Raw genomic sequence first — 25,978 nt, 5'->3', positions numbered from 1 at the left:
AAAAGTTACAGAATAGAAAGAGTAAGAAGTACCCAAAATGGGTAAAAATGTCCACACTTGCAAATCACAGCCGATTTTTAGCAGTTATGACTAGTGTGAAGTAGATTCACAAATATTAAACATCAATATTAAATGACATTAAAATGACATTACACAACAAAATAAAAGTTAAATCCTGGTAGTAAATATGGCGTTTTGATCGGCTGTTTTAATTCTTGAGCGCTTTTTCACCTCCTTATTTGAACAATAGAACATTTTATACCATTCTACAAAGTTATGTACCCCCTCTTTTACTGATACTTTGGGCGTATAGTTTAATTCGTCCTTTAATCTGGAGATATCAGCCCAAGTGTCTGCTACGTCACCATCTTGCATTGGTAGATATTCCTTATTGGCCATAACACCAATATTATGCTCTATTTCATTTATAAACTCTAAAAGACTTACTGGCGCACCCCTTCCTATATTAAATATACTATATGGGGCTTTAGAACTTGCTGGATCTGGCTCAAAGGCGTTCCATATTGCATTATGTACTGCTGGTTTATCTACCAGCTCCACTATGCCTTCAACAATATCATCTATGTAAGTAAAATCCCTGCTCATATTTCCATTATTAAAAACTCTTATTGGCTTGCCCTCCATTATGGCTTTCGCAAAAATAAATAAAGCCATATCAGGCCTACCCCAGGGACCATAAACAGTAAAAAACCTTAAAGCTGTAGTTGGTAAATTAAAAAGATGACTATAAGCATGTGCCATTAACTCATTACTTTTTTTAGATGCGGCATATAAAGAAATCGGATGATCAACATTGTTATTAACAGAAAATGGCATTTTCTTATTTAAACCATAAACACTTGAGGAGCTTGCATACAATAAATGTTTGATTTTTGCATACCTGCAACATTCCAGAATATTCAAAAATCCGTGAATATTTGACTCTAAATAAGCCTCAGGATTTGTTAAACTATATCGTACACCGGCTTGCGCTGCTAAATTACATACAACATCAAAATGATAAGTACTAAATAGATCATGCAGACCTATTTTATCAGTCAGGTCCAGCTTAATAAATGTGTAGTTGTTGTATTTTGTACTTTTTACAGGTGTATTGTATGCAATTAGCTCCTTAGAAATACCACTCTCTTCCAGACGGGCGTATTTTAAATTAACATCATAGTAATCGTTAATTATATCCATCCCAATCACTTCATCCCCTCTTTCTAATAAACGGTTTGCCAAGTGAAAGCCAATAAATCCGGCGGTGCCTGTTACTAAAATTTTCATACGATTAAGGTTTAATAATGAATTAAGATTATTTAAAGCGTTGATTTATGAATATAGAACTATCGTCAAAATTGATAGTTAACTCTTTTTGCCTCTTTTAAAATAGAATTAATGAAGATTTTTGGTGTTCGACTCTTCAGGTACTTCATTCTATCAGGCACTTTATTTATTTCCCTGTCTATTATAAGTGCCTTTATGGCCTGTGACAAGGCCTGAATGTTGTTGACCTCTACTTTAATAATTGATGGAATATCGTCAATACCACCTGCACAAAGTGTAGAAATAACAGCGTCATTTACGGCCATCATTTCAAGTAAAACATTAGGAAATCCCTCTATAATAGAAGAAACAACACATAGTTTTGCTTTTTTAAAATAAGAAACGGGATTATCAATGTGGCCTTTGAGAATTACCCGTCCCTCCAGACCGGTTTCTTTTATTAAATTATGAAGCCGCTCTCGTTCACGACCTTCCCCTAAAATCAATAGTTTTAAATTTTTATACTGACCTGCAATATTTGCAAATGCACGTATTAATATTGAAAAACCCTTTTCAGGAATCAGGCGTCCTGCAGTGCAAATAAAATCTGAATCCTCAAGATTCTCATATAAAGGCTCCTCAGCTTTTTTTAATATCTGATTTAAGTCAATCGGATTTTCTTTAATTAGGATTTTGTCATTTGGAATAAACTTATTTTGTTTCAGCAGTTGATTCCGCATTATTTCTGTCTGACATATGATTAAGTTAACTGCCGGATAACCCAATTTATATGCAATCTGATAACTTAATCTTTTAACGCCGGTGTAACGGGTAAATACGCAAGTGCATTCACGGACAATCAAATTTGATTTTATGTATCCTATACGTTTAAGCAAACCTAAATATGAATTAAGATAAGGATGCGTGCTTATAATTGTATATCCCTTTCTGTAAGGATAAAGTGCTTTTACAAGCATTAAAAACCCAATCAACATTGGCCCCTCTGTTAAATATTGTACGCTTTGTCCTTTAGGTATAAGCAAACGGGAATTAAATAAGCGTTTGAGAAAAATTAAAGGATTATTCGTTACAGCCGCTGCCATACGTAAGATATTTTCTGCCCCGCCAGCATAATTGGACATGGAAATAAATAGTAACTTTTGAGCAGGAGAATTCATTTTAAAAATTATTATGAACGGATTCGTCTTACCATTTTTTTCAAAGGCATGATGGCAGAATACACTTTTCTTTTACCATCCAAAAATATCCTGTCATTCACAAAACTTATAGTATGTAGTCCCATATTATAAGGTGCTTCCGGAGATAATTCAAATTCAGTTTTTTGTGAAAAAGCGTTTTCAGTAAGTCTGGTGATTTTATTAATCATTATCGACCCACCGTAACGGCGGCTTGAATTTTGGGATGGTCTGTAAAGTTCTCCGTCAACAATAAATAAGTTTCCCGCTCCCCTACATTCTTTACTTTCCACAGCTATTGGGTTTGAAACATGTCCGGTAAACTCCCCATCTAATGTATCTGCATAAAAAATATATAATTCATTCTTCTTTTGTGAAATACTGGTAAAAATCCAATACTTATCCTTATAAAATATTAAAGAACTGTCTACATAGGCAGCACCGTCCAATAGAACTCTTTTTTTTTGCAACTGAGTACAACCTTCTGGTTTTAGCTTGTACAGAGCTACTTCCAGGGCCTCAGAAGTTTCTGGTATGCAATAAAAATCTGATGCTTCTCTAAAAATATACGGGTAAGACAAATGAATACCTTCGGGTAAAATCCCAGACACCTTTTCTTTATTTTTAAAGTCAAAATTTTTAATTACTCTAATTTTACCTTTGCCCTCCCAAAAATTCAGCTCCTCGTAATAGATATAAACATCATTACCTATTTTTATTGCAAAAGGATCAGCAGAATAATCTGATCTGTCTTCTTTTAACCATGATATTTTGGAGAGAAGTCCTTTGTTTGAAATCAGACTTTCAGGGGTCTGCCATACATAACCTATATTCCATTTATCAGCTGTGAACAATTTAGCAATCAGATTTATTGTGGATTTGTTTTTTACGGGAGTATACATAATATCCAATTTTAATGCAGTAAGTGCTCTATGAAATATTTTCAGAATCGCAATGATCTTTATATAATTTTTGATATTAACACCATCGGGTAAGGCAGGTAATCACTTTCCAATTTTAATTTTCCGCCAAAACTATCTTTAAATTTATTGATCTGGCAAAGTATTTCATCCTTGGTATCCATGGCATAGCCTCCTAAATCATATTCTATAAAGCCTAGCTTTTTGAAATATTTCATGTCCATGAAATGAAGCAGGCGGTTAGCACGGCCAATAATTGCTCGCGTCTGAGAATCTGCTACATTCCTGAACAAGGAAGCTGAATGAAATAGTCTTACACGTTTTAAACTCTTATCTATAATATAAGAATGCATCACAACTTCTTTTTCGTCATATTCAGCCTTTGTAATGACTAAGTTCTCATCGTAATGGTTGATGCTGTTATTTAAGAGACCCAGGCCTTTTATTTTTGCAAACTGATTGTAAAAATTTTTAAAATGCTCAACGTTCAGTTCTACAGAGGTAGTGATATGTTCTTTTTCGGCTCTTCTGATTTCATAACTCGTATTTTTTTCAAAGCTTGCCAGCAACTGGTTTTCATCTTGAGCTAGATCTACAACTTTTGTAAAAAAATTCTCTCGTTTATAACCTAAGACAGGTTTACGATGAGTACTTTGCTTGTACAGAGTAGTTAAACAGTTCCAGATACTAGGTCTGGAACTGTACCAAACTACTTTGCGGTTTAAAAAACGTGTGACCTTAATTTTAACACAAAGCATAAATAATTGGATAGATTAATTTTTTCTCATTAATAATGCAAGACTCGTAATATTGGAATTAAATTTTGTTGGCCATTGTAAAGCACCCAAAGGTAAAACAACTAAATCAGCGCCTTCTTTAATAAGACGTTCGGTAGCTAAATAAGGACCTGAAATAGTAAAGTTATCAGACCATAAAGGTTTGCCATCGGGATAATAATCATGCAACAAAATAATTCCATTTTTTTTGAGTGATTTTAGCGCTAATGGAATTTCCTTATATACGGTCGCTGCCGAATGATCCCCATCAAGGAATATAAAGTCAAATCTCTCCCGACTATTTTCTAAGTATTTTAACGAATTACCCGTAACAAAGCTCACAATTTCCCCATAATTTAACTCATTTATCATTTGAATGGGCGCATATTTAGTCCCATATTCTATCCATGGTTTTTCTGAAGTCGAATTCACATCCCGGATGTCAAGGGTAGTAAAATTAACAGGATTACCATCCATTTTCTGGTTTTTAAAAAGAGCGGCAGCAATATTAATAGTAGACGCCCCTATATGAGTTCCAATCTCCAGAACAGATGTTGGCCTAAACTTGTTGATGAGATAATATATAGCTCTTCTGTCACCCGGATTCACACCTCCTGATCCATTAGGGACATTAAAAATATCTATTTCTTTTTTTGACTCTTCCCAAAATGTTCGGATCTCATCCGAATTGAAAATATCAGACAAAGACGTATTTTTCTTAGGCATTAAGTTTTCTGTGAAACAATCTACTCCTTTTAGTAAATTGAATTCTTTTAATTCTTTTGTCCTGATTAATGTACGGATGTTAGATTTAACAAAATCCGGCAAAATCTGTCTTAATGTTCGTTTTAGTATCATTTTTCTCAGTTTTGATTTTTATTCCTGTCTCGTTTTTTTTAATGGTTTCTGAACTCCATTTTTTTAATTAAAACATATTTTTAAATGTAAATGACAATCAAAAAAGTACAACGATAAAAGGAAATTAAGCGAATATGGCTTCGGGTCTTAACTTGTTTTTCTGTTTTTTTAACCATTGAGATAACACTAATAATTTCCAAATTTGAGGAGATCGGTTCCATTTTCCGGTCATATGCTCTTGAATAATTTCTTGTGTTCTTTTTACATTTATACCAGGAATACTCTTTAATTCGGATACAGTAAGATGGTCTAAAACATATTCCTTTAACTCATTCCTAAACCAATCTTGAAGTGGCATGGTAAAACCAGCTTTTGGCCTGTTGAAAAAGTTTGCAGGTACAGAGTTAAAAAGAATGTCTTTAATAATTTTCTTCTGTGTTCCGTAATTAAACTTAAAGCTACTAGGCAAACTTCTGCTAAATTCAATTATTCTGTAATCCATAAGCGGAGATCTAGACTCTAAAGAGAAAGCCATAGAAGCTCTATCTACCTTAGTATTGATGTCTTCAACCAGGTATGTTTTAATGTCAAAATCAGAAATGCGTTCCAATAGTGGTTTAGCTGGATTTGTTAATATATGCATGAAGGGATTATTGAGTCCCAGATCTTTTTCCAGCACCCAGGAATTCTCCATGCCACCCAGCATTTTAACATATAAGGTTTCTATATCTTTAAGGGAGATCCCCATAGCGATCAGTTTATGACGATAATTTGGAGAAAGATTAATCACTGAGGCTATAGTTTGTCTGAAGGGCAGAGAAAATCTAAATAATGACTGAATAGTATTAATCCATTTATATCTGTGATATCCAAGGTATCCTTCATCGCCGGCATCGCCACTCAATGCTACCGTTACATGTTTCTTAGTATGTTTGGTTAACAACATCATAGGTATTGCACTAGAGTCTGCAAAGGGCTCATCATAATATTTAGAGTAATTATGAATAAGCTCAATGCCTTCGGCGTAATTACATTCGATAACATGGTGTTCGGTTGATAGATGTTTAGCTACTTTCTCAGCATATATGCTTTCATCAAAGCCTTTTTCATTAAATTTTATAGAGAAAGTTTTAACATGACCCACCATTTGTGAAGCTAAAGCTGCTATTAAAGAAGAATCAATACCTCCTGAAAGGAACACTCCTAAAGGTACATCCGACTGCATTCTTATCTTAACAGCATCATACAATATCCCTCCTAATTTTTCTTTTGCATTCAAATAACTGCCTTCAAACTTATTATCCCATTTATAATCCAGGTCCCAATATTTATCTATTTTTAAAGAACCAGTATAAAGATCATATTTAAAACAGTGTCCTGCCGGAAGCTTTTTAACTTCTTTCCAGATTGATCTGGGCTCCGGAATATACCCCCATATAAAATACTCATTAATAGCCTGTTCATCTACCGTTAAATACCTTCCGGTGTTAATTTGAGATGGCTGGCTTGCAAACTCAAAATCCGTCCCTTTATGATTAAAATAAAATGGTTTCTTTCCAAATCTATCTCTTGCCCCAAAAAGCTCTTTCTTAATAGAATCATAAATGGTAAAGGCAAACATTCCATTAAATTGTTTAACACAATCCGGTCCATATTCCAAATAGGCAGCACAGATAACTTCTGTATCTGATGTGGTATTAAAATGATAGCTTTTCTTTTGTAGATTCGTTTTAATATCTTGATAGTTGTAAATCTCACCGTTAAAAACAATTTTAAGATGTTGATAGGAAAATGGCTGATTAGACCTGGGATCGAGATCTATTATAGATAACCTATTGTGTCCAAGTACAAGGCCTTCAAATTGCTGAAATGCCGAATAATCAGGTCCCCGGAAATTGATTTTAGCCAATTTAGCTTTAATAATCTCATCACTGTATTTAATAGTCGATCCGTATATACCACACATAATTTTATTTGTTATATCTATAATCAGTTAAGCCATTAAGTTCTCATATTTTACAGCCACCTTATCCAAAGCACATTTTTGATAGACATCTTCTTTTATAGCCAAAGAATCCCATTTTTTTGAGCAAGCTTTTAGAATCTGCCTTTTAAAGTCCTCAAGGTTGTCCTGCTCTACAATAAAACCATTAAAGCCATTTCGGATAAGGCCAGAAACGCCCCCAACCCTAAAGGTAACCACTGGTATGCCCACCGATAATGACTCCAATACAACGTTGGGGAAGCCTTCAGTAAATGAACTGAGTACCATAAGATCATGTTTTGTAATGAGACTGTTTACCTCTGTAATTTGACCTGAAAAAAAAATCCGGTTTTCAATCTTTAATGATTTTACATTTGAAATGATTTCGGTTCTTAATGGTCCATCTCCAACAATTGTTAAGGTATAATTTTCAGGTAGTTCTTTGAATATATTAAGTAAGCGGTCAAATCCCTTCTCCTTTGCCAAACGCGCAACAATTATCAATTTCTTTTGAACAGATGAAGTGATTTTTTCTTTAATAAAACCTGTATATAAAACAGGATTTGGAATTATGACAAGTTTTTCATCGGGGATGTCAAATTCCTCAGCAATCGCTTCTTTCATTTCTTTGGATTGACATACAACCACGTGGAATTTTTTATAAGAAAATTGAGTAAAAAGGTTCCAGAATTTTGCTTTTAACCCATCAAAATGTCTCATTTGCTTAGGAATATTAGATGCCCTGGCGATCAGATTAGGTATAGTCACAAATAACGAAACTAATGCAACCAGAATATTTATGTGATCTGTAGTAGAAAATACAGCAAACGGTTTTTCTTTTTTGATTAATTTAAGTAATTTAAAAAATGATAAAGATGCTTTTGAAGTTTTGAGGTCAATGAAATCAACGTCTTCTATATCCATAGAGAAACACTTATCACTTGAATCTAAAAACACAACGCTGACATCATAGAGTTTTTTATTAAATCCTTGCGACAAAATCCAAAAAACACGTTCTGAACCACCAGCTCCAAGTGAAGCCACTATAAAGAATATTTTTTTTTTCATTTTGCGGCGATTCATATTAAAATTCTATCTTCCAATTCACCATTCATTTTCCAATTTATATGGACTTCCGGGTGATTATTCCTAACATTTTCGGTTTCTTCTAAATGTTTATTATTCTTTTGAATTTTCAGATAATGTAGTATACTAAAAAATAAAAAAACCGTTGGACCATCTGCGCTTAAAAGCCAGGCATTATGTGATAAAGAATTAATAGTAACTGCTAAAAAAGAGAGAATCAAACAAATAAGTAAAGCATATTTTTTTTCTCGTGCATGATTAAGAATGCTTTTAAATGCTCCAATTATTTTATAATATAAGGCTATAAGAAGTCCAAAACCAAGAAATGGGCCTAGATAAGTAAAAAACATCACATAAGCGTTATGCGAGGTAATCCCAGATCTAAATACTTGATTACGGTAAATTACGTCGCCCCAGTTTTTTCCATAAAATATAAGACCATAGGGGTATTCTGAATAGATTCTTAAATTCTCTTTAAGAAGTATTGATCTGTTATATTCACCATCGTCCTGCTCATTTTTAACCATAATATTTTCAGCCCCCCTACCTTTGCTATCAAAACTATCTTTCAGTACATATGTATATAATAGTATGCTAGCAAGTACTGCTATACCAATGATGTAAACAGCTTTATACTTATAGTAGATTAACAAAAATATTAAGACCGAACCAATGAATCCGACAAACACGGACCTTTGCATACCCAAAAAAATGAAAATGAGACAAATTGATAGTGCCAAAGCTTTAATTAGCCATCTTTTTTTAAATAAATACGCATAAATAAAAATGAAGGGAGTAAGGGCAGCCAACTGATATCCAAAAGTAAATTGATAAGCTGCTATACCAGAGGGGCTTTGAATGACTTCCTGACCGGCTAACAGTCCTCTTAGGCTATTAATATAACTCTCGTTAAAATGATTAAGTACCATAACAGTTGCGGAAAATGCAAGCAGAGAAAAGAATATCAGAATAGAAAGCCTAAATCTCTCCGAATTTGGGCCAACGAAATAGCTAAAATAAAGTGCGCAAATGAGAATTGATGTTATATTAACAGTGAAGAGTTTATAGTCATCCACCCCTACTATGTAATAAAAGAAAAATGCAAGGGAAAAAATCAGAATTTCTTTGACATACATAAAAGAAGACCCAACTTCTTTAAAAACAAATACCAATGGAAAACCAAACAATATGGGAGCGGGAATTCTAAAGAATTCAGTAAAAAAGACTCCAAATGATAATGCATACAAATACAAAATCATAAATACAACAGTAATAAATTTCATACTTAATTTATTTGATTAATTAATCATCCGTTTTATTCTATTCACAAATAATTCGGCATTATTAATAGTTGTTTTATATAATTCCTGAGCATTTTCTGCTACATGTCTATAAGAACTATAATTGTTTATCAAATCTTCCAATTTCTCTTCCAAATCATTCAAATTCCAACCCACCGGAATATATGTTTCATTCGGTATGTATATATTTGGATATGTTTCCAGGTGTTCCATAGATGGTTTTATTAACAAGGAGCCGGAAATGAGCGTTTCAAAATCACGGTAGCATATTTCTCCCCAGCCAAAAGGGCTGATACTTACCTTAGAATTCCTTAACTCCTGCCAGTATATGTTTTTTGGGACAGGATTGCCTCGTAATGTGTGAAAATTCAGTGTATCAAACATTCTTATTACTTTGTTTCTCTGAAAGGAAATTGCCTGAGCTAAACCATCGGAATTATGTGTGGTGCCGCGAAATATTAAATCAAACTTTCTCTCCTTATCTACTACACTGAATCTATTTGGATAAATATTATAGCTTAAATAATTACTTAACCTTGTCAGTTTATATCCGTATGTTCTGTAATCATTTAAACCAATGTTCCAGCCAACTTTTATTTTGTATAGCTGATCTTTTGAACACTGTTTAAAACCACTAAGTGTTTCTTCAAAATCATTGTTATTTAACCAGATACGTAAATTTCTTCCTTCAGCATAGTAATCAATATTTTTTAGAATCTGTTTTTTCAGAAAGATATCTACAAATTCTATAATCGGAAAATCGCTGGATCCTGTAGAGTCAGCAGCATCAAACCAAATCAGCTTTCCAACAGTTTTCTTAATTCCTATGAGAAAATTTATTAGCTCTTCTTCATTTTTTTCCGTTCTCCTGAAGATATTTTGCCAGCCATCCTCAAAATACCTGGAATGTATAATCAAATAATCTGCATCTTTTAAACCCTCGTTAGTATGGTCAAAATAAAATTCTACTTTTATTCCGCTCTCTTTTAATTGGCTACTCCATTTGTGAAATGGATGTGTTTCTGAATAAAATCTTTTTTGGGGCCAATCGAGAATTTTCAGGCTCTTCATATTTGATATTTAAAGCGATTTTTTATCATTTATGTTTAAGAACAATGCTTTTTATTGTTAGCAAAATGATTTTTATATCAATCCATAAATTGTTGTGATCTATATATTTAAGATTTTGCATAATTTTATACGGAATAATATTTTCTATATAAAAAACTTCCGGGTTTTTTGAGCTTGCTAAAAGCTGTGGCTCGTTTACAAATTGTATAGAAGCCCAATCGGTAATCCCAGGTTTAACACTAAGCACCCTTTGCTGTATCGAATCGTAAAGCTCTACATATTTATTTACTTCTGGTCTGGGCCCCACAAAACTCATATCCCCTTTTAAAATATTAAATAATTGGGGCAGCTCATCAATTTTATACTTGCGGAGCCAAAAACCTATTCGCGTTATACGCTTATCATGGTCACCAATAGTTAAAAGACCAGAGCTTTCAGCACCGCAGAACATGGTTCTGAATTTTAACAATTTAAAGTCAACTTTATTTAGTCCAACACGTGTTTGTTTATAAAATATATCCCCCTTTGAATCCATCCAAATCAATAAAGAGATAATAAGAAGAATTGGCATTAATAGCATTATTCCAATTAGTGACACCATAAAATCAAATATTCTTTTAGCCCTCATAATGATTATAATTAGAGTTGGAAAGGTATTCTCTGGATTCTAAAATATTATTGATCAATTTGACAAACCTTACAATAAGGTTGCAATGGTTTTAAAAGCATTTTCAATTTTAAAACTTCTGAGATCAAAAAGAAAGTATTGCTTCATGTATATTTTCAATAACTCTCTTTTCTGGAATGACGAATAACTGAACTTTTTAATAACTAAATTGAAATCATTAATCATCCTTCGTTTCCTTATTCTTGGAAGTGCCATACTCCAAATACCCCCAGCGTGTATGCGGTAACAACCCATTACTTCAGGTAAAACATAAATTTTTTTTCTTGTGCTTAATGTTGCATGTAGTTTAAATATAACATCAGCACCATAGGTGTCAAAATACCAGTGTTCTTTACCTATACTTCTAACTTCTGCTGTGTTATTTACCATTAATGAACAGATCCTGGTTTCTTCTCGTTTACCAAAAAGTAAATCTTCATAAGTAAATTCTAAAGGCACTGGCGAAGGATGTACATATTTTGTATTATAATTGTCATCAATAACTTTTGTATAATGACAACAAATAACATAATCGGGATTGGCTTCTAAAAAGTCTACTTGCTTTTGCAATTTAAAGGGGTCTGTCCAAAAATCATCCCCATCACACATCGCAATATATTTCCCATTCGCTCTATTTACCAGGGCGATTTGATTCCTTATACCCCCTAAATTTCTTGACGGAGAAATTAATCTTATCCTTCCGGGATATCTTTCACAATACATCTCAATAATTTTTCTTGTATTATCTGTTGAACAATCATCTCCAATGAGAATTTCATATCGAAATTCTGTTTCTTGCATTAAGAAACTTTCGATTGCAGCAGCAATGTATTTTTCATGGTTATATGTTATACAACAAACACTTACAATAATTTCATCATTATACATTTCGAAGTAGTTATAAATTAATAAAAAAAAATCAGTTAGTGTACTTTTGAAATCTTTAAATAGCCATCATATTCCTTCATATTTTAAAGAAAAGGCTATACTGACATCATCTTCTTAGAATTAATTGTTTGAAATCATTTATTGCAGTAAGCTGTATCAAATTACTACAGCCCAAGTAAGTAGACGAGTATACAATACCGGCAATCATAATCCTGCCCAGATCTGGCAGTTTAAATGAATGAGCTAAAAAAGTATCAAAAAAATAACATATCAGACCGATGCAGGTAGACAGTCCTATAGTTGGGGATATATCTTCCAGTTGCTCTTTAATTGGATAATTAATCAGCTTCCCACTATAAATTGAATTGATGTAATACGCTATAAAATTAAAAAACACCTGAAAATATAACAGCCCGTAAATCCCGAACGGTATAACACACAATATGCCTATTATACTTATTGTTTTCTTTATTAATTCGAGTCTTAAAATCAGGTCACTTCTCCCTTTAACTTTCAAAATGTTTAAATTATATGAATGTAAAGGATACATAATACCTGCAATACATAAAATCTGAAAGTAAGGCACAGCGGGCAACCATTTTTCGGTTATTAAAAACCGAAATAAAGATTCAGCAATTACACATAGGAAAATTAATGCAGGTGCATTCCAAAAAATCACCTGCTGCATTAATTTTTTGTACACATCTTTCAATTTTCCATTATCATCTGAAATAGATGAAAACATGGGATAAGTAACCTTATTTAAAGCTGCTGAAATGTTTCCAATTGGTAACTGACTAATAGAATCAGCTCTGGAATAATAACCGAGCTGGTCCGCAGAATAGCTTTTGCCAATTATCAACACATAAATATTTTTATAGATAGTTTCCAACACTCCAGACAACGTCATTTTATAGCCAAAATGAAAGTGTTTTTTAAAACTTGCTTTATCAAATACAAAATCTGGTCGCCAACCGGAAAATATCCAATGCAGTGCGGTTATTAAAAAGGATTGGAATAAATTCATCCACACCAAGCTCCAAACCCCGAATCCCAGCCAAGCTAGCGTTACTCCCAAAATTCCACCAAATAGAACAGCAGGCATTTGAATGAGCATCTGTAGTTTGAAATTCATATCCTTTGTTAACCTTGCATTCTGAACTTCAAAAAAGGCATTCAAAATAAAGGACAGTGAATAAACCCGCAGTATATTAGTTAATATTTCCTGATGATAAAACAATGAAATAAATGGTGCAAGAAAATATACAATTGCATATATAACGACGCTTCCAATCAGATTAAAAAAAAATATAGTAGAATAATCTTTTTGGTCCGCATCTGTTGCTCTAATAAGCGAAGAAGTAAGTCCACTTTCCATTAAAGAACTGCCTATCGAAATAAAAACTGATAACATGGCAATCAAACCGAACTCCAAAGGAGCTAATATCCGTGCGAGTACAATAGTTATAAAAAAACTTATGAACTGAACGCCAAACTGTTGACTAAAGGTCCATATCAAACCTGCTATTGTTTTTCTTTTTAAACTCATAACTCCCCCTTAAAAGGTATGGACCATTGGTTATAAACGAGCGTTTACCATTTCATCAGGCAGAACAGATTTCACATCATATATTACTCCATTTTTTTTACACAAACCTCTCAAATCAATATTCTTAAACTCTAGATGAGCAACTGCTAATAATATTCCATCGTACTTTCTCGTTTTCGATTCCCCATTCTCACAAATAATACCGTATTCATGTTTCGCATTCTCCACATTTGCCCATGGGTCGTGAACTGTTACATCTACATTATATTCTTTTAAGCGGTTAATAATATCTATTACTTTGGTGTTACGTACGTCTGGGCAGTTCTCTTTAAATGTAAAGCCCAAAACCAGCACTTTAGCACCAATGATATGTGTATTATTTTGAATCATCTGTTTAATCAACTGATCAGCAACATAGGCCCCCATCCCGTCGTTTACCCTACGTCCAGCCAGAATAATTTCAGGATGATAACCAACCTCTTGCGCCTTTTGTGCTAAATAATAGGGATCTACTCCAATGCAATGCCCACCAACTAAACCAGGTCTAAAATTTAAAAAATTCCATTTTGTCCCTGCAGCGTTTAATACTTCGTCAGTATTAATTCCTAAACGATTAAAAATCATAGCCAACTCATTTACAAAGGCAATATTGATATCGCGTTGTGCATTTTCAATGATCTTAGCAGCCTCTGCAACTTTGATAGATGAAGCTTTGTGAGTACCAGCAATAATAATAGAATTGTAAAGCTGATCAACAATTTCAGCTATTTCTGGTGTAGAGCCAGAAGTTATTTTAAGAATATTGGCTACAGTATGGCTTTTATCACCAGGATTGATACGCTCTGGAGAATAGCCCGCAAAAAAATCAACATTAAACGCTAAGCCCGATGTTTTAGCTAAAACAGGCACACATTCGTCTTCTGTAACACCTGGATAAACAGTGGATTCATAAATTACAATATCTCCCTTTTTAAGCACCTGACCAACGGTTATACTTGCTTTAATTAAAGGTGTTAAATCGGGTCGGTTATTTTTATCTACTGGCGTAGGCACTGTAACAATAAATACGGTACAGCTTTTTATTTTTTCAAGATCATTGGTACAATATAAACCCAATGGCGATGTACAATCATATGTAAGCACATGATTTAAGTCGGCCGAACTGATTTCAAGTGTAAGATCAAATCCAGAATTGAGCTCAGCTATACGCTCTTCATTAATATCAAACCCTATTGTTTTATACTTTTTAGCAAATTCTACAGCTAATGGCAAGCCTACATACCCAAGGCCAATGATAGCGATTTTAGTGTGCGCGTCTAACATCATATTAGATTTATTAAATTTTGAACTTGATTAGATTTCAACTTCTATAGCAAAGAATCAATCCGTTTTAAGCTTGTATTTTATATAGCTTCGCTACATCAGTTACATACACTGATTTTTGAATGAAATAATAATTGATCCTGATAAGCAATTAATTTCATGAAATAAAGCTATGCAAAATATCATTAGGTGATAAAGGATTTTTAGAGTTGTTCGCACAATTGTATAATTTACACACATGGGTGTACACACCTTTACAATCCCCCGCCCCTTAAAAGTTTACAAAAAAACCATTTATGGCGAAAAAATCATTTTGGGTAATTGATACGCTTTGATATAAGTGGACATAATTTTTATAAAAAAAAATAACTCTTGTTTCATTGATAATATTTTTTATAACTTTAAGTAAGATTAGCTCATCCCTCTAATCTTGACATTTTTTATTGTATAGTAAGTTTCATCTAACCTATGAACTAATTATGACATCAAATCAAGGGGATGTGATAGAACGCATTGTCCGAACAAAAATCGGAATCAGTGAACTATCACGAATACTACATGTTAGTAGAACATCCATTTATAACTGGTTTCAACATGGACATTTAAATCATGAAACAATTTGCAAGATTGGGCAAGCAATAAATCATGACTTTGCAAATGAATTTCCGGAGGAGTTTGCAAATGCAAAACAGCAGGCTACAATGGATGTGGGGCATGAAAAAACAGATCAAAATGCCAATTGCTCTATCCAATACTGGATGAATAAGTACATTACACTTTTAGAAAAGTATACTGAGTTACTTAGTGAATATGCAAAGCCAGAAGCAAAAAGCAATTTTAGAAGTATTACAGCAAGAGGCTCTATCAGATATAACCATGATAAAGAATATCGGATAGATAAAAGAGATCATAGTTTATCTTGCATCTAAGCTCAATATAATTCTTTCATCAGCTTATCGAAAGCCACTTTCAGTTCGGCAAGCTCTTGCTCTACTTTAGTAAGTCTTGTTTCTAACTCAGAAGCTGGTCTGCTATAAGGTTCATCTTGTTGATCAATCTGGGTAAGATCTGGAGCACCTCCTAATAAATGGACGTATCTTACCTCTTTCTGGCCTGCACGTTTAGGCAGCTGCAGTACGTAAGGCATTTCAGGATCTGAAAGTCTTTCGAGTACGGATTGCACCTCATCAAGTGATTCAAACTCATACATCCTTCCGGAGTTTATGTTTAATTCACCAGGGGTTTGCGCCCCTCTTAATATCAACAAACAAATTACAGATACTTCGGGTGGGGTAACCGGAAATACTATAGCGAAATTATGTTTGTATTTTACACTACGGCTTGAGCCACCGGTAGCTGTAGAGACAAGGCTTTTTCTTTTTAAAGTATCCAATGCCAATATTACAGTTTGCTCATCATATTGAACCACAGGTTTTCGGGATGTTTTTTGGTTACAAGCAAGCGCAATTGCATTGATTGTCATAGGATAATACTCTGGGGTTGTTTTCGATTTCTCCATTAGTACGCCTAAAACGCGAAGTTCGACACCGTCAAGAATTGGTAAAGTTTGCGAAGATTCCATCTCTAAATATAGAAATAAATCATGTTATGCTACATTAATTTTAAACACCAGAAAGGATATGCTCTATTTGATCGAGTTCAGTTTTACTGAAAGTAATATTGTTTAAACAAGCTAAAGAATCTGATAATTGCTCAGGTTTGCTTGCGCCAACTAAAACAGAAGTAATGCGTTCATCTCGTAGTATCCAGGACAAAGCCATTTGAGCTAGTTTTTGTCCACGCCTTTCCGCAATTGCGTTCAATTGATTTAACTGTATTAACCGTTCTTCCGTAATTTGGTTTTGTTGGAGGGCTCCTTGTGCTTTTGCTGCCCTTGAATCAGCAGGAATTCCTTTTAGATACTTATCAGTTAGCATCCCCTGAGCCAGAGGTGAAAAGGGAATGCAACCTACACCTTCATTTCCTAGCATATCCAACAAGCCCTCTTCTATCCAGCGTTCGTACATGGAGTACTTTGGTTGGTGGATGATACACGGAGTTCCCAGTTCTTTCAGTATTTGAATAGCTCTGGCTGCTTCAATCGGTTTATAATTCGAAATCCCCACATATAAAGCCTTGCCCTGGCGAACGACCAGATCAAGCGCCGCCATGGTTTCTTCTAAAGGGGTTTCAGGATCAGGACGATGATGATAGAAAATGTCAACATAATCGAGTTTTAATCGTTTTAAGCTCTGATCAAGACTAGATACCAGGTATTTTTTAGAGCCCCAATCGCCGTAAGGACCATCCCACATGGTATAACCTGCCTTGGTAGAAATAATCATTTCGTCTCTATATCCTGAAAAATCTCGTTCTAGTAAACGTCCAAAATTTTCTTCGGCTGAACCCGGAGGAGGTCCATAATTATTAGCCAGATCAAAGTGAGTAATCCCTTGATCAAAAGCTAACTTTAAGATGTTACTGCAATTTTCTAACTGATCGACATGGCCGAAATTATGCCACAATCCTAAAGAAATTGCAGATAATTTTAATCCACTTTTGCCACATCGGCGATATTGCATCTGTGTGTACCTGGAACTGTTGGGAGTGTATGACATAATTTAAATAGAAAATATCAGTAGCCAACAAGCGCAGGCTACTGATATTTATAGTATCAGATATTATTTAGCACTATTTTTTTTCTCTGTAACTTCAGTGCGGATCTCCTGAGCTAATACTTTTAAATCTTGCATAGCTTTACGCACTCTTGTACCTGCAGCATTGTTTCCTGCACTATAAAATTTCTCTGCATCAGCCTCAACAGATGCTAATAATTCTTTAACTTTTGAAAATTTTTCCATGTTTTTTGTGTTTTTTCTTTAATAATATGGAAGCTGCTTATACCGATCCCATTTTAATTTAAGCCAAATATATATTTTTTTGTAAATAAACCTACAGAACCTGGCTTCTATTGCTGCCTGTGTTCGATCTTTATTATTTTTAAAAACCTTTTGAGTCATAAAATGGTTATTTCCTAAGTTATTCAATTAATAATTATCCGGAAGCGAAGTATTAATCATGGCTAATTTTATACATCTTGTTGAAGATGATGAAGATATTAGGTTTATTATTGAATATGTGCTTGTAGAAGAAGGCTATGAAGTAGAAGCTTTTGCTACTGCAGCGGCATTCTATAGTGGTTTGCTTGTACATAGACCAAATTTGATCATTTTAGATGTGATGCTACCTGATGGTAATGGTATTAGTATATGTCATAAGTTAAAATCAGAAGCGGCAACGTTAAATATTCCAATCATTATTATGTCGGCTCATGCGGCTGAAAAATCAGCATTAGATGAAGCTGGTGCAGATGATTTTATTAGTAAACCATTTGATCTTAATCACTTTATTCATCAGGTAAAAGAACAACTACCTATTTAAAGAAAAAATTCCAGTAATGCCAGAAATTTTTCTTACATTTGAATAACCTTAAATACGAAAATTATGGCAGCAACTTCAAAACCCTATAAAACAAAAACTAAAATATCTGTTGTTGCTGAGCTAATAGCCCCATATCAATCCTTGTATGAGAATTCAATAAGTCTACTTACAAATTCTAAAAAAGGCTTATCTGCAAAAGCAGCTCTTGATTTTTTAACTTTATCCGGATTCAGCAGAGAAGAATTCCAGGATACTTTCAAAACCAATGTTAAAACCATACAAAATTATATTTCCAGTTCTTCAAAACTGGATGCTCCTTTAAGCGAAAAGCTTTTAAAATCGTTCTCTTTATTCGACAAGGGTATAGCTGTGTTTGGTTCAGCAGATGCATTTCATCAATGGCTCAATATGCCTTCTTACGGCCTTGGCGATCAAATCCCCTTTGATTTGATGGATACCATTACTGGTATTTCTCTTATTGAAGAAGAATTAATCAGGATAGAATACGGTGATTTGGCCTAATTATGCAAGTATTTCGTATTGCATTAGCTAAATATGCAACTGCATTAAACGCCTCAGGAAGAGCTGCCCGCTGGAATCCCAATGATATTGAAATGATATATACTGCTGGCTCACGTTCATTAGCTTGTCTTGAAAATGTAGTTCACCGGAACCAGGTGGGACTGAACCATCTTTTTAAAGTGATGACCATTGTAATACCCGACGACCTTTGTATGCAAACGATCGAACAGAAAAAACTTCCGACAAACTGGACCGAATTTAATCAAATACCAATCACTCAAAAATTGGGAGAAGATTGGATAAAAGAAAGAAAATCGGCTATCCTAAAGGTACCTTCGTCCATCATCCAAGCTGAATATAATTACGTCATCAACCCATTGCATCCTGATTTTAAATCCATAAAACTATTAAAATTTGAAGATTTCATCTTTGACAAAAGGATAAAAATGTCATAATATTCATTTTACTTTGAATTTTAAAAAAAGCTCACGACATTAGCAAAAATGGAGCAAATAGGAATTCATAAAGCCTTAATGGTGACTTACAATAAAAGTCAGTTGCAGGCTTATGCCCTATTCAAAAAGTTTTTTAGAGAGAACTATCCATTAGGGTTCACCTTTCAAACCACAAGTAAGGACTTTATTATTTAAGCCCCGAATCATTCCTTTAACCTTCTTCGATTCAGGGGCTCAGAATTTTTCTGAAAAGCTATTCTATTACATTTTTTAACAGAACACTAAAGTAACCTGTAAATCAAGCTATCGTTCTGTTTATATTCAATATCTAGGATAATAACATTATTTAAATACATATAAAATCATGGAAACAAAATCATTATCACTGTCAAAAAGCGATTTCAAGCTTTTAAAAGAGCATCTTGAAAAATCAAATATGAGTGCTTACAATAAAGAGAAACTACAAGCCGAGTTAAAAGATGCGACAATTTATACTGAAGACGAGCTTCCATTGGATGTTGTTTGTCTAAAATCAGAAGCCAGAATAGCAAATGTAAAAACAGGAAAGGAATTCACATTTAAGTTAGTGATGCCGGAAGAAGCAAACATTAAAGTTCAAAAAGTATCAGTATTTGCACCAATAGGTATTGCATTATTTGGTTACAGAACAGGTGATAGCATCAACTGGGAAATGCCTGATGGTATTCAGGAGTTTAAAATACTTGAAGTCAATAGGTTGTAAACCATTTAAATATAAGCTCAGGAGATACCGGGATTCCGCCCTATCTCCTTCCAGTTATTTTAATGGAACGCGATAAAATATTATTTCTATTTTCGCTGTAACATGATAGCTATAAATTCAAAACTACCACATACCGGCACTACAATCTTTACTGTAATGTCAAAATTAGCAGAAGAACATAAAGCGATTAACTTATCTCAGGGTTTTCCTGATTACGATTGTGATCCTAAACTATTAGATTTGGTAACCGATGCAATGCAAAAAGGTTTTAATCAATATGCACCAATGCCAGGCTTACCGCTATTAAGAGAGCTGATAGCTGAGAAAGTGAGTAATTTATATGGAGCAAACTATCATCCGGATACCGAGGTAACCATTACTGCAGGAGGCACTCAGGCGATTTTTACCGCTTTAAGTTGTTGCATTAATTCCGGTGATGAAGTAATCATTTTTGAACCTGCCTATGATTGTTATGCTCCAGCAGTTAAATTACTAGGCGGCCTGGTTAAACCTTATGAGTTGGCCCCTCCTGTTTATGAAATAGATTGGGAAATGGTTAAGAAGCTATTTACAGCCAAAACCAAAATGATTATCCTTAATAGTCCGCAAAACCCCACTGGCTGCACTTTATCAGAGAAGGATATCAAAGCGTTGATTAAACTAACCAGGAACACAGATATTCTGATTTTAAGTGATGAAGTTTATGAGCACATTATATTTGATGGGCACAAACATCGAAGTATCGCCTTATATCCGGAGCTGAGAGAAAGAAGTTTTATAGTGGCTTCATTTGGAAAATTGCTACATGCTACGGGTTGGAAAATGGGGTATTGTCTAGCTCCCGAACGACTAATGAAAGAATTTAGAAAAGTACACCAATTTAATGTTTTTAGTGTCAACACACCTATGCAACTGGGAATTGCCAACTACCTTAAAGATCCGGAAACATACGAAAGTCTTTCGGGCTTCTTTCAGCAGAAACGAGATTTCTTCCGGTCTTTGCTCATGGAAACTAACTTTAAATTACTACCTTGTAACGGATCTTATTTTCAATGCGTTAGCTTTGCGCACTTAAATGAAGAAAAGGATACAGATATGGCCATAAGGCTGGTTAAAGAATATGGCGTAGCTAGTATCCCCGTTTCGGCCTTCTATATTAGAAATACTGATCACCAGGTGTTAAGATTTTGTTTTGCAAAAAAACAAGAAACACTGGAAAAAGCCGTTGAAAGACTAATGAAATTATAATTTAAATCCCTATAAATTAGAATAATGAACAGCCCAAACTACTTAAACATACCTAACCTTAAAGTCACTATTTTTCAGGCATATTTGTTCTGGGAAAACATTGATAAAAACCTGCAAAACCTTTCTTTAAGACTTTCATTAGGGGTGAAAGAAAAAACGGACTTAATTGTCTTACCTGAAATGTTCAACACGGGTTTTAGCATGAATGCTCCTGAGCTTGCAGAGGAAATGAATGGAAAAACAATGCAATGGATGCATTCAATTGCCGATAAATATGATTGTGTAGTTACCGGAAGTTTAATCATTAAGGAAAATGGGAACTATTATAACCGCCTGATCTGGATGTTACCAAATGGAAATTCCAGTTACTATGATAAAAGGCATTTATTTGGATTGGGCGACGAGGATAAGACCTACACTCCCGGAAAAGATAAAGTTATTGTGGAATTAAAAGGCTGGAAAATACGCCTGGCGATTTGTTACGACCTTCGTTTTCCAGTATGGCTTCGTAATCAAAATGAAGAATACGATATTTTATTATTAATAGCCAGCTGGCCTGATAAGCGATCAGCACACTGGAAAGCCTTAATTCCTGCCAGGGCAATTGAAAACCAAAGCTATGTAATAGCAGCCAATAGAATTGGTCACGATGGTAAAGAGGTCTATCATAGCGGACATTCAATGTGTATTGATCCAATGGGCAAAACAGTTTATTATAAGCCCGAAGATGAAGACCTTTATACTTTTAGTATTAGCTACGAAGAACTGGTAAAAACTCGTAGAAGTTTCCCTTTCTTAAAAGATGCCGATCAGTTTAATATCGTATAATCAAGGCAAAATACTATATTTGCGCCACTGATGAAGCACATACGTAATTTTTGCATAATTGCACATATTGATCACGGTAAAAGCACTTTAGCTGACCGTCTGTTAGAATACACTAAAACCATTTCACAACGCGAGTCGCAGGCTCAGTTGCTGGATAATATGGATTTGGAGCGTGAACGTGGGATCACCATAAAAAGTCACGCCATACAAATGAATTATAAGGTTGGTGAAATTGAATACAATTTCAACCTGATTGATACGCCTGGACACGTAGATTTTTCTTACGAAGTTTCTCGTTCTATTGCGGCTTGCGAAGGTGCATTGCTTATTGTTGATGCATCTCAAGGAATTCAGGCACAAACCATCTCAAACTTATATTTAGCTCTAGAGCACGACCTTGAAATTATCCCGATTTTAAATAAAATGGATTTACCTGGGGCAATGCCTGAGGAAGTGAAAGACCAGATTATTGATTTAATCGGATGTAAACGCGAAGACATTATTCCTGCATCAGGCAAAACTGGTATGGGTATTCCTGATATCATTCAAGCTATTGTAGATCGTGTCCCTGCTCCTGTTGGTGATCCTGATGCTCCTTTGCAGGCACTGATTTTTGACTCTGTTTTTAACCCATTCAGAGGGATCATCGCATACTATAAAGTAGTAAACGGCGAAATTAAAAAAGGTGATAAAGTAAAATTCATCAACACAGGTAAACAATATTTAGCTGACGAAGTTGGTATCCTGAAACTGGATATGTCTCCACGTAACGTAGTTAAAACCGGAGATGTAGGCTATATTATTTCAGGAATTAAAGAAGCTCGTGAAGTAAAAGTTGGTGATACAATTACTACCGTTGATAGACCATCTTTAAACTCCATTCAAGGTTTCGAAGAGGTTAAACCAATGGTTTTTGCCGGAATTTATCCTGTTGACACTGATGAGTTTGAAGAATTACGTGAGGCAATGCACAAATTGCAACTGAATGATGCTTCTATCGTATTCGAGCCGGAAAGTTCAGCAGCACTAGGTTTTGGTTTCCGTTGTGGATTCCTTGGAATGTTGCATATGGAAATTATTCAGGAGCGCCTGGAGCGTGAATTCAACATGACGGTTATTACAACTGTTCCCAACGTATCCTATATTGCACGAACCACCAAAGGTGATGAAGTTATTGTAAACAATCCATCAGATTTACCAGACCCTAGTAAACTGGACTCTGTGGAAGAGCCTTATATCAAAGCAAATATCATTACCAAAGCAGAATTTGTTGGTCCGGTAATGTCACTATGTATTCAGAAAAGAGGGATTATCGTAAATCAATCTTACCTGACTTCAGATCGTGTAGAGCTTGTTTTTGAGATGCCTATGGGAGAAATCGTTTTCGACTTCTATGATAAGCTAAAAACAATTTCTAAAGGTTATGCTTCTTTTGATTATCATCAGGTTGGTTACCGCAAATCGGATTTGGTAAGATTGGATATGCTGTTAAATGAAGAGCCTGTTGATGCATTATCTTCATTGATTCACCGGAGCAATGCTTACGACTTTGGAAAGAAAATTTGTGAGAAACTGAGAGAACTAATCCCGCGCCAGCAATTCGAGATCAAGATACAAGCATCTATTGGTGCAAAAGTAATTGCCCGCGAAACACTGAGTGCTTTACGTAAAGATGTTACTGCTAAATGTTATGGTGGTGATATTTCCCGTAAACGTAAGCTACTTGAAAAACAGAAACAAGGAAAGAAACGTATGCGCCAGGTTGGAAACGTAGAGATTCCTCAAACAGCATTTATGGCTGTATTAAAACTGGACTAAGTTTCCGCATTTAACTTCACCTAAACTTTTAACCAAAAACAACACGATTACTACATGCAATTACTCGACGGAAAATTCGCATCAGAAAAGATAAAACATGAAATAGCAGCTGAAGCCGCAGATTTTTTAGCTAAGAGTGGTAGGAAACCACATCTGGTGGCGATTTTAGTTGGTAACGATGGTGGTAGTGAAACTTATGTTGCCAGTAAAATGAAAAACTGTGAGAAGGTTGGATTTCAATCCTCTCTAATCAGATATGATGTTACAGTAACTGAAGAAGAATTACTTCAAAAAATCGAAGAAATTAACCAGGACGCTGGTGTTGATGGTTTAATTGTACAACTTCCACTTCCTAAACATATTGATCCGGAAAAAGTAACGGAAAAAATTGACTACCGTAAAGATGTGGATGGTTTTCATCCTGTAAATTTAGGTAGAATGATGCGTAACCTACCCTGCTTTATTCCTGCTACTCCTTATGGCATTTTATTAATGTTGCAAGCTTACGAAATAGATACTACCGGTAAACACTGTGTAGTGGTTGGCAGAAGCAACATTGTTGGAAGCCCAATGAGTATTTTAATGGCACGTAATGCCAATCCAGGTAACTGTACAGTAACACTTACCCATAGTAAAACCAGTAACTTAAAAGAACTGGCACTTCAGGCGGATATTATCGTTGCAGCAATTGGTAAAAAGAATTTTGTTACGGCTGATATGGTGAAGCCGGGAGCTATCATCATTGATGTTGGCATCAACCGGGAAACTTCAGATCAAACCAAATCCGGCTACAAACTATATGGTGATGTTGATTTCGAAAATGTGGCTCCTAAATCTTCCTGGATTACACCTGTTCCCGGAGGTGTGGGCTTAATGACCATCGTAGGTTTACTTAAAAATACACTGGCTTCAGCCAAAGGAGAAATTTATAGTTAAGGCGATTGATTTAACCTCCAAAAAGCCTTTTAATCCAACTTTTTTTAAACCCGACGTACAACCCGTCGGGTTTTATTTGTACAGGATACCGTTCAATATAATCTCCTTGTCCCTCCGCTCCCATACCGGTATGTAAATTATACTCCCAACGATGGATTGGACAGATCAGGTTTCCGTTTTTACACCAACCACCACTCAATACCCCTCCTGCATGAGGACAATAATTCTGTACAACGAAAAATTCATCATTGTGCCTCACCAGGCATAATTTTTTCCCGTCAACATTAATTTGCTTAACAAACTCTCCTTTCTCAATTTCTGTTTCGATTTTATGCCAGATCAATTTATTCATAGGTAGGTCATATCTTGAGCTCAAGATACATATATTCTCATTTTGATTGATATTTATTTACCTTTGCGCTTCTTAAATATGACACATCAAATACCAGAAGACGGCACACTACTTCCATTGATGGAAGAATTTTACACGATACAGGGAGAAGGATTTAATACCGGAAAAGCTGCTTATTTTATCCGTTTAGGCGGTTGCGATGTAGGCTGTCACTGGTGCGATGTTAAAGAAAGCTGGGATGCAGAATTGCACCCGCTTACCTTATCCGATGATATTGTAGCTAAAGCAGATAGCTTCCCTGGAAAGGCTGTAGTAATTACTGGTGGCGAACCTTTAATCTATAATCTGGATTACCTAACAAAAGAACTTCGTAAGAAGAAGATATTAACCTTTATTGAAACATCTGGCGCCTACCCCTTATCAGGTGAATGGGATTGGATTTGTTTATCGCCTAAAAAATTTAAAGCCCCCCGTCCTGATATCACTCTATTTGCAAATGAGTTGAAGGTAATCATATTTAATAAAAGTGATTTTGAATGGGCAGAAAAATATGCCGAGACAGTTTCAGCAAATTGCAAGCTGTATTTACAGCCAGAATGGTCTAAATCAAAAGAAATAACTCCTTTGATTATTGATTATGTCATGGCTAATCCTAAATGGGAAATTTCATTACAAACCCATAAGTTTTTAAACATCCCATAGCCTGCTTATTTATTTTTTCGCTACATTTAACTTCATAGTTAATCTA

General features: G+C 34.7%; 27 protein-coding genes. 10 read left to right on the top strand and 17 right to left on the bottom strand.

All coding sequences use genetic code 11. The features are described 5' to 3' along the window. Positions 1 to 168: 168 nt before the first annotated feature. The 13 genes from P0Y49_09060 to tviB all read right to left on the bottom strand — a co-directional run bounded on the left by P0Y49_09060 (position 169) and on the right by tviB (position 14,888). Positions 169 to 1,290, bottom strand: coding sequence for an NAD-dependent epimerase (locus P0Y49_09060; GenBank protein ID WEK21290.1), 1,122 nt, complete (start codon positions 1,288 to 1,290; stop codon positions 169 to 171). Between the two features lie 65 nt (positions 1,291 to 1,355). After that, a complete protein-coding gene (locus P0Y49_09055; protein WEK21289.1) occupies positions 1,356 to 2,447 on the bottom strand; it encodes a glycosyltransferase in 1,092 nt (363 codons plus the stop codon). An 11-nt stretch (positions 2,448 to 2,458) separates the two neighbouring features. Then, the gene (locus tag P0Y49_09050) at positions 2,459 to 3,367 is read right to left on the bottom strand and encodes a hypothetical protein (GenBank protein WEK21288.1); all 909 of its coding nucleotides are present in this window, start codon (positions 3,365 to 3,367) and stop codon (positions 2,459 to 2,461) included. A 59-nt stretch (positions 3,368 to 3,426) separates the two neighbouring features. Further along, on the bottom strand, positions 3,427 to 4,143 hold the full coding sequence (locus tag P0Y49_09045; protein WEK21287.1) for a hypothetical protein: 717 nt from the start codon (positions 4,141 to 4,143) through the stop codon (positions 3,427 to 3,429). Between the two features lie 15 nt (positions 4,144 to 4,158). Next, a complete protein-coding gene (locus P0Y49_09040) occupies positions 4,159 to 5,019 on the bottom strand; it encodes a class I SAM-dependent methyltransferase (GenBank protein ID WEK21286.1) in 861 nt (286 codons plus the stop codon). Positions 5,020 to 5,143: 124 nt separating this feature from the next. Further along, the gene (asnB, locus tag P0Y49_09035) at positions 5,144 to 6,985 is read right to left on the bottom strand and encodes an asparagine synthase (glutamine-hydrolyzing) (protein WEK21285.1); all 1,842 of its coding nucleotides are present in this window, start codon (positions 6,983 to 6,985) and stop codon (positions 5,144 to 5,146) included. A 27-nt stretch (positions 6,986 to 7,012) separates the two neighbouring features. Beyond that, positions 7,013 to 8,071 (bottom strand): glycosyltransferase, encoded by a 1,059-nt coding sequence (locus P0Y49_09030; GenBank protein ID WEK21284.1) that lies wholly within the window; start codon positions 8,069 to 8,071, stop codon positions 7,013 to 7,015. An 11-nt stretch (positions 8,072 to 8,082) separates the two neighbouring features. Next, positions 8,083 to 9,372, bottom strand: coding sequence for an O-antigen ligase family protein (locus tag P0Y49_09025; GenBank protein ID WEK21283.1), 1,290 nt, complete (start codon positions 9,370 to 9,372; stop codon positions 8,083 to 8,085). A 15-nt stretch (positions 9,373 to 9,387) separates the two neighbouring features. Beyond that, positions 9,388 to 10,461, bottom strand: a complete 1,074-nt coding sequence (locus P0Y49_09020; protein WEK21282.1) for a glycosyltransferase family 1 protein — start codon at positions 10,459 to 10,461, stop codon at positions 9,388 to 9,390. Between the two features lie 25 nt (positions 10,462 to 10,486). Beyond that, a complete protein-coding gene (locus P0Y49_09015) occupies positions 10,487 to 11,089 on the bottom strand; it encodes a sugar transferase (GenBank protein ID WEK21281.1) in 603 nt (200 codons plus the stop codon). Between the two features lie 69 nt (positions 11,090 to 11,158). Further along, a complete protein-coding gene (locus P0Y49_09010) occupies positions 11,159 to 12,016 on the bottom strand; it encodes a glycosyltransferase (GenBank protein ID WEK21280.1) in 858 nt (285 codons plus the stop codon). 106 nt (positions 12,017 to 12,122) lie between these two features. Then, the gene (locus P0Y49_09005; GenBank protein ID WEK21279.1) at positions 12,123 to 13,565 is read right to left on the bottom strand and encodes a lipopolysaccharide biosynthesis protein; all 1,443 of its coding nucleotides are present in this window, start codon (positions 13,563 to 13,565) and stop codon (positions 12,123 to 12,125) included. Between the two features lie 30 nt (positions 13,566 to 13,595). Continuing rightward, positions 13,596 to 14,888 (bottom strand): Vi polysaccharide biosynthesis UDP-N-acetylglucosamine C-6 dehydrogenase TviB, encoded by a 1,293-nt coding sequence (gene tviB, locus P0Y49_09000; protein ID WEK21781.1) that lies wholly within the window; start codon positions 14,886 to 14,888, stop codon positions 13,596 to 13,598. Between the two features lie 479 nt (positions 14,889 to 15,367). Between tviB and P0Y49_08995 the strand changes: the two genes are divergently transcribed. Next, the gene (locus P0Y49_08995) at positions 15,368 to 15,817 is read left to right on the top strand and encodes a hypothetical protein (GenBank protein WEK21278.1); all 450 of its coding nucleotides are present in this window, start codon (positions 15,368 to 15,370) and stop codon (positions 15,815 to 15,817) included. 2 nt (positions 15,818 to 15,819) lie between these two features. Here P0Y49_08995 and P0Y49_08990 read toward each other — a convergent pair whose 3' ends face one another. The 3 genes from P0Y49_08990 to P0Y49_08980 all read right to left on the bottom strand — a co-directional run bounded on the left by P0Y49_08990 (position 15,820) and on the right by P0Y49_08980 (position 17,749). Further along, on the bottom strand, positions 15,820 to 16,470 hold the full coding sequence (locus P0Y49_08990; GenBank protein ID WEK21277.1) for a YceH family protein: 651 nt from the start codon (positions 16,468 to 16,470) through the stop codon (positions 15,820 to 15,822). A 40-nt stretch (positions 16,471 to 16,510) separates the two neighbouring features. Then, positions 16,511 to 17,506: an L-glyceraldehyde 3-phosphate reductase gene (gene mgrA, locus P0Y49_08985; protein WEK21276.1), complete on the bottom strand. Its 996-nt coding sequence runs from the start codon at positions 17,504 to 17,506 to the stop codon at positions 16,511 to 16,513. Between the two features lie 63 nt (positions 17,507 to 17,569). Then, a complete protein-coding gene (locus P0Y49_08980) occupies positions 17,570 to 17,749 on the bottom strand; it encodes a histone H1 (protein ID WEK21275.1) in 180 nt (59 codons plus the stop codon). Between the two features lie 217 nt (positions 17,750 to 17,966). Between P0Y49_08980 and P0Y49_08975 the strand changes: the two genes are divergently transcribed. The 8 genes from P0Y49_08975 to P0Y49_08940 all read left to right on the top strand — a co-directional run bounded on the left by P0Y49_08975 (position 17,967) and on the right by P0Y49_08940 (position 24,878). Beyond that, positions 17,967 to 18,329, top strand: a complete 363-nt coding sequence (locus P0Y49_08975; protein ID WEK21274.1) for a response regulator — start codon at positions 17,967 to 17,969, stop codon at positions 18,327 to 18,329. Positions 18,330 to 18,392: 63 nt separating this feature from the next. Next, on the top strand, positions 18,393 to 18,851 hold the full coding sequence (locus P0Y49_08970; protein WEK21273.1) for a DUF2384 domain-containing protein: 459 nt from the start codon (positions 18,393 to 18,395) through the stop codon (positions 18,849 to 18,851). 2 nt (positions 18,852 to 18,853) lie between these two features. Further along, a complete protein-coding gene (locus P0Y49_08965; GenBank protein WEK21272.1) occupies positions 18,854 to 19,306 on the top strand; it encodes an RES family NAD+ phosphorylase in 453 nt (150 codons plus the stop codon). 364 nt (positions 19,307 to 19,670) lie between these two features. After that, entirely contained in the window at positions 19,671 to 20,048 is a 378-nt protein-coding gene (locus P0Y49_08960) for a GreA/GreB family elongation factor (GenBank protein WEK21271.1), read from the top strand. Positions 20,049 to 20,150: 102 nt separating this feature from the next. After that, a complete protein-coding gene (locus tag P0Y49_08955; protein ID WEK21270.1) occupies positions 20,151 to 21,296 on the top strand; it encodes a methionine aminotransferase in 1,146 nt (381 codons plus the stop codon). A 24-nt stretch (positions 21,297 to 21,320) separates the two neighbouring features. Then, the gene (locus P0Y49_08950) at positions 21,321 to 22,124 is read left to right on the top strand and encodes a nitrilase family protein (GenBank protein ID WEK21269.1); all 804 of its coding nucleotides are present in this window, start codon (positions 21,321 to 21,323) and stop codon (positions 22,122 to 22,124) included. A 30-nt stretch (positions 22,125 to 22,154) separates the two neighbouring features. Beyond that, positions 22,155 to 23,942: a translation elongation factor 4 gene (gene lepA / locus P0Y49_08945; protein WEK21268.1), complete on the top strand. Its 1,788-nt coding sequence runs from the start codon at positions 22,155 to 22,157 to the stop codon at positions 23,940 to 23,942. A gap of 54 nt (positions 23,943 to 23,996) precedes the next feature. Beyond that, positions 23,997 to 24,878: a tetrahydrofolate dehydrogenase/cyclohydrolase catalytic domain-containing protein gene (locus P0Y49_08940; GenBank protein WEK21267.1), complete on the top strand. Its 882-nt coding sequence runs from the start codon at positions 23,997 to 23,999 to the stop codon at positions 24,876 to 24,878. 10 nt (positions 24,879 to 24,888) lie between these two features. On the opposite strand, the gene P0Y49_08935 is transcribed toward P0Y49_08940, so the two are convergent. Then, positions 24,889 to 25,230, bottom strand: a complete 342-nt coding sequence (locus P0Y49_08935; GenBank protein WEK21266.1) for a Rieske (2Fe-2S) protein — start codon at positions 25,228 to 25,230, stop codon at positions 24,889 to 24,891. A 78-nt stretch (positions 25,231 to 25,308) separates the two neighbouring features. On the opposite strand from P0Y49_08935, the gene P0Y49_08930 reads away from it, so the two are divergent. Beyond that, a complete protein-coding gene (locus P0Y49_08930) occupies positions 25,309 to 25,932 on the top strand; it encodes a 7-carboxy-7-deazaguanine synthase QueE (protein ID WEK21265.1) in 624 nt (207 codons plus the stop codon). Positions 25,933 to 25,978 lie beyond the last annotated feature (46 nt).

This window comes from Candidatus Pedobacter colombiensis (genome assembly GCA_029202485.1).
GTDB classification, from domain to species: domain Bacteria; phylum Bacteroidota; class Bacteroidia; order Sphingobacteriales; family Sphingobacteriaceae; genus Pedobacter; species Pedobacter colombiensis.
The sequence above is the reverse complement of the archived record's forward strand: the minus strand, read 5'-3'. Positions and strand labels throughout refer to the sequence as shown.

Excerpts from the sequence above, each read along its gene's own strand:
- P0Y49_09040 (WEK21286.1), bottom strand. The coding sequence starts at position 5,019 with ATGATACTAAAACGAACATTAAGACAGATTTTGCCGGATTTTGTTAAA.
- P0Y49_08935 (WEK21266.1), bottom strand. The coding sequence starts at position 25,230 with ATGAATAAATTGATCTGGCATAAAATCGAAACAGAAATTGAGAAAGGA.
- P0Y49_09010 (WEK21280.1), bottom strand. The coding sequence starts at position 12,016 with ATGTATAATGATGAAATTATTGTAAGTGTTTGTTGTATAACATATAAC.
- P0Y49_08980 (WEK21275.1), bottom strand. The coding sequence starts at position 17,749 with ATGGAAAAATTTTCAAAAGTTAAAGAATTATTAGCATCTGTTGAGGCT.
- P0Y49_08965 (WEK21272.1), top strand. The coding sequence starts at position 18,854 with ATGCAAGTATTTCGTATTGCATTAGCTAAATATGCAACTGCATTAAAC.
- P0Y49_09050 (WEK21288.1), bottom strand. The coding sequence starts at position 3,367 with ATGTATACTCCCGTAAAAAACAAATCCACAATAAATCTGATTGCTAAA.
- P0Y49_08955 (WEK21270.1), top strand. The coding sequence starts at position 20,151 with ATGATAGCTATAAATTCAAAACTACCACATACCGGCACTACAATCTTT.
- P0Y49_08950 (WEK21269.1), top strand. The coding sequence starts at position 21,321 with ATGAACAGCCCAAACTACTTAAACATACCTAACCTTAAAGTCACTATT.
- P0Y49_08940 (WEK21267.1), top strand. The coding sequence starts at position 23,997 with ATGCAATTACTCGACGGAAAATTCGCATCAGAAAAGATAAAACATGAA.
- P0Y49_09030 (WEK21284.1), bottom strand. The coding sequence starts at position 8,071 with ATGAAAAAAAAAATATTCTTTATAGTGGCTTCACTTGGAGCTGGTGGT.
- P0Y49_09045 (WEK21287.1), bottom strand. The coding sequence starts at position 4,143 with ATGCTTTGTGTTAAAATTAAGGTCACACGTTTTTTAAACCGCAAAGTA.
- P0Y49_08975 (WEK21274.1), top strand. The coding sequence starts at position 17,967 with ATGGCTAATTTTATACATCTTGTTGAAGATGATGAAGATATTAGGTTT.
- P0Y49_08990 (WEK21277.1), bottom strand. The coding sequence starts at position 16,470 with ATGGAATCTTCGCAAACTTTACCAATTCTTGACGGTGTCGAACTTCGC.
- tviB (WEK21781.1), bottom strand. The coding sequence starts at position 14,888 with ATGTTAGACGCGCACACTAAAATCGCTATCATTGGCCTTGGGTATGTA.
- P0Y49_08970 (WEK21273.1), top strand. The coding sequence starts at position 18,393 with ATGGCAGCAACTTCAAAACCCTATAAAACAAAAACTAAAATATCTGTT.
- mgrA (WEK21276.1), bottom strand. The coding sequence starts at position 17,506 with ATGTCATACACTCCCAACAGTTCCAGGTACACACAGATGCAATATCGC.
- P0Y49_09055 (WEK21289.1), bottom strand. The coding sequence starts at position 2,447 with ATGAATTCTCCTGCTCAAAAGTTACTATTTATTTCCATGTCCAATTAT.
- P0Y49_08930 (WEK21265.1), top strand. The coding sequence starts at position 25,309 with ATGACACATCAAATACCAGAAGACGGCACACTACTTCCATTGATGGAA.
- P0Y49_09015 (WEK21281.1), bottom strand. The coding sequence starts at position 11,089 with ATGAGGGCTAAAAGAATATTTGATTTTATGGTGTCACTAATTGGAATA.
- P0Y49_09005 (WEK21279.1), bottom strand. The coding sequence starts at position 13,565 with ATGAGTTTAAAAAGAAAAACAATAGCAGGTTTGATATGGACCTTTAGT.
- P0Y49_09060 (WEK21290.1), bottom strand. The coding sequence starts at position 1,290 with ATGAAAATTTTAGTAACAGGCACCGCCGGATTTATTGGCTTTCACTTG.
- P0Y49_09020 (WEK21282.1), bottom strand. The coding sequence starts at position 10,461 with ATGAAGAGCCTGAAAATTCTCGATTGGCCCCAAAAAAGATTTTATTCA.
- P0Y49_08995 (WEK21278.1), top strand. The coding sequence starts at position 15,368 with ATGACATCAAATCAAGGGGATGTGATAGAACGCATTGTCCGAACAAAA.
- P0Y49_08960 (WEK21271.1), top strand. The coding sequence starts at position 19,671 with ATGGAAACAAAATCATTATCACTGTCAAAAAGCGATTTCAAGCTTTTA.
- P0Y49_09025 (WEK21283.1), bottom strand. The coding sequence starts at position 9,372 with ATGAAATTTATTACTGTTGTATTTATGATTTTGTATTTGTATGCATTA.
- lepA (WEK21268.1), top strand. The coding sequence starts at position 22,155 with ATGAAGCACATACGTAATTTTTGCATAATTGCACATATTGATCACGGT.
- asnB (WEK21285.1), bottom strand. The coding sequence starts at position 6,985 with ATGTGTGGTATATACGGATCGACTATTAAATACAGTGATGAGATTATT.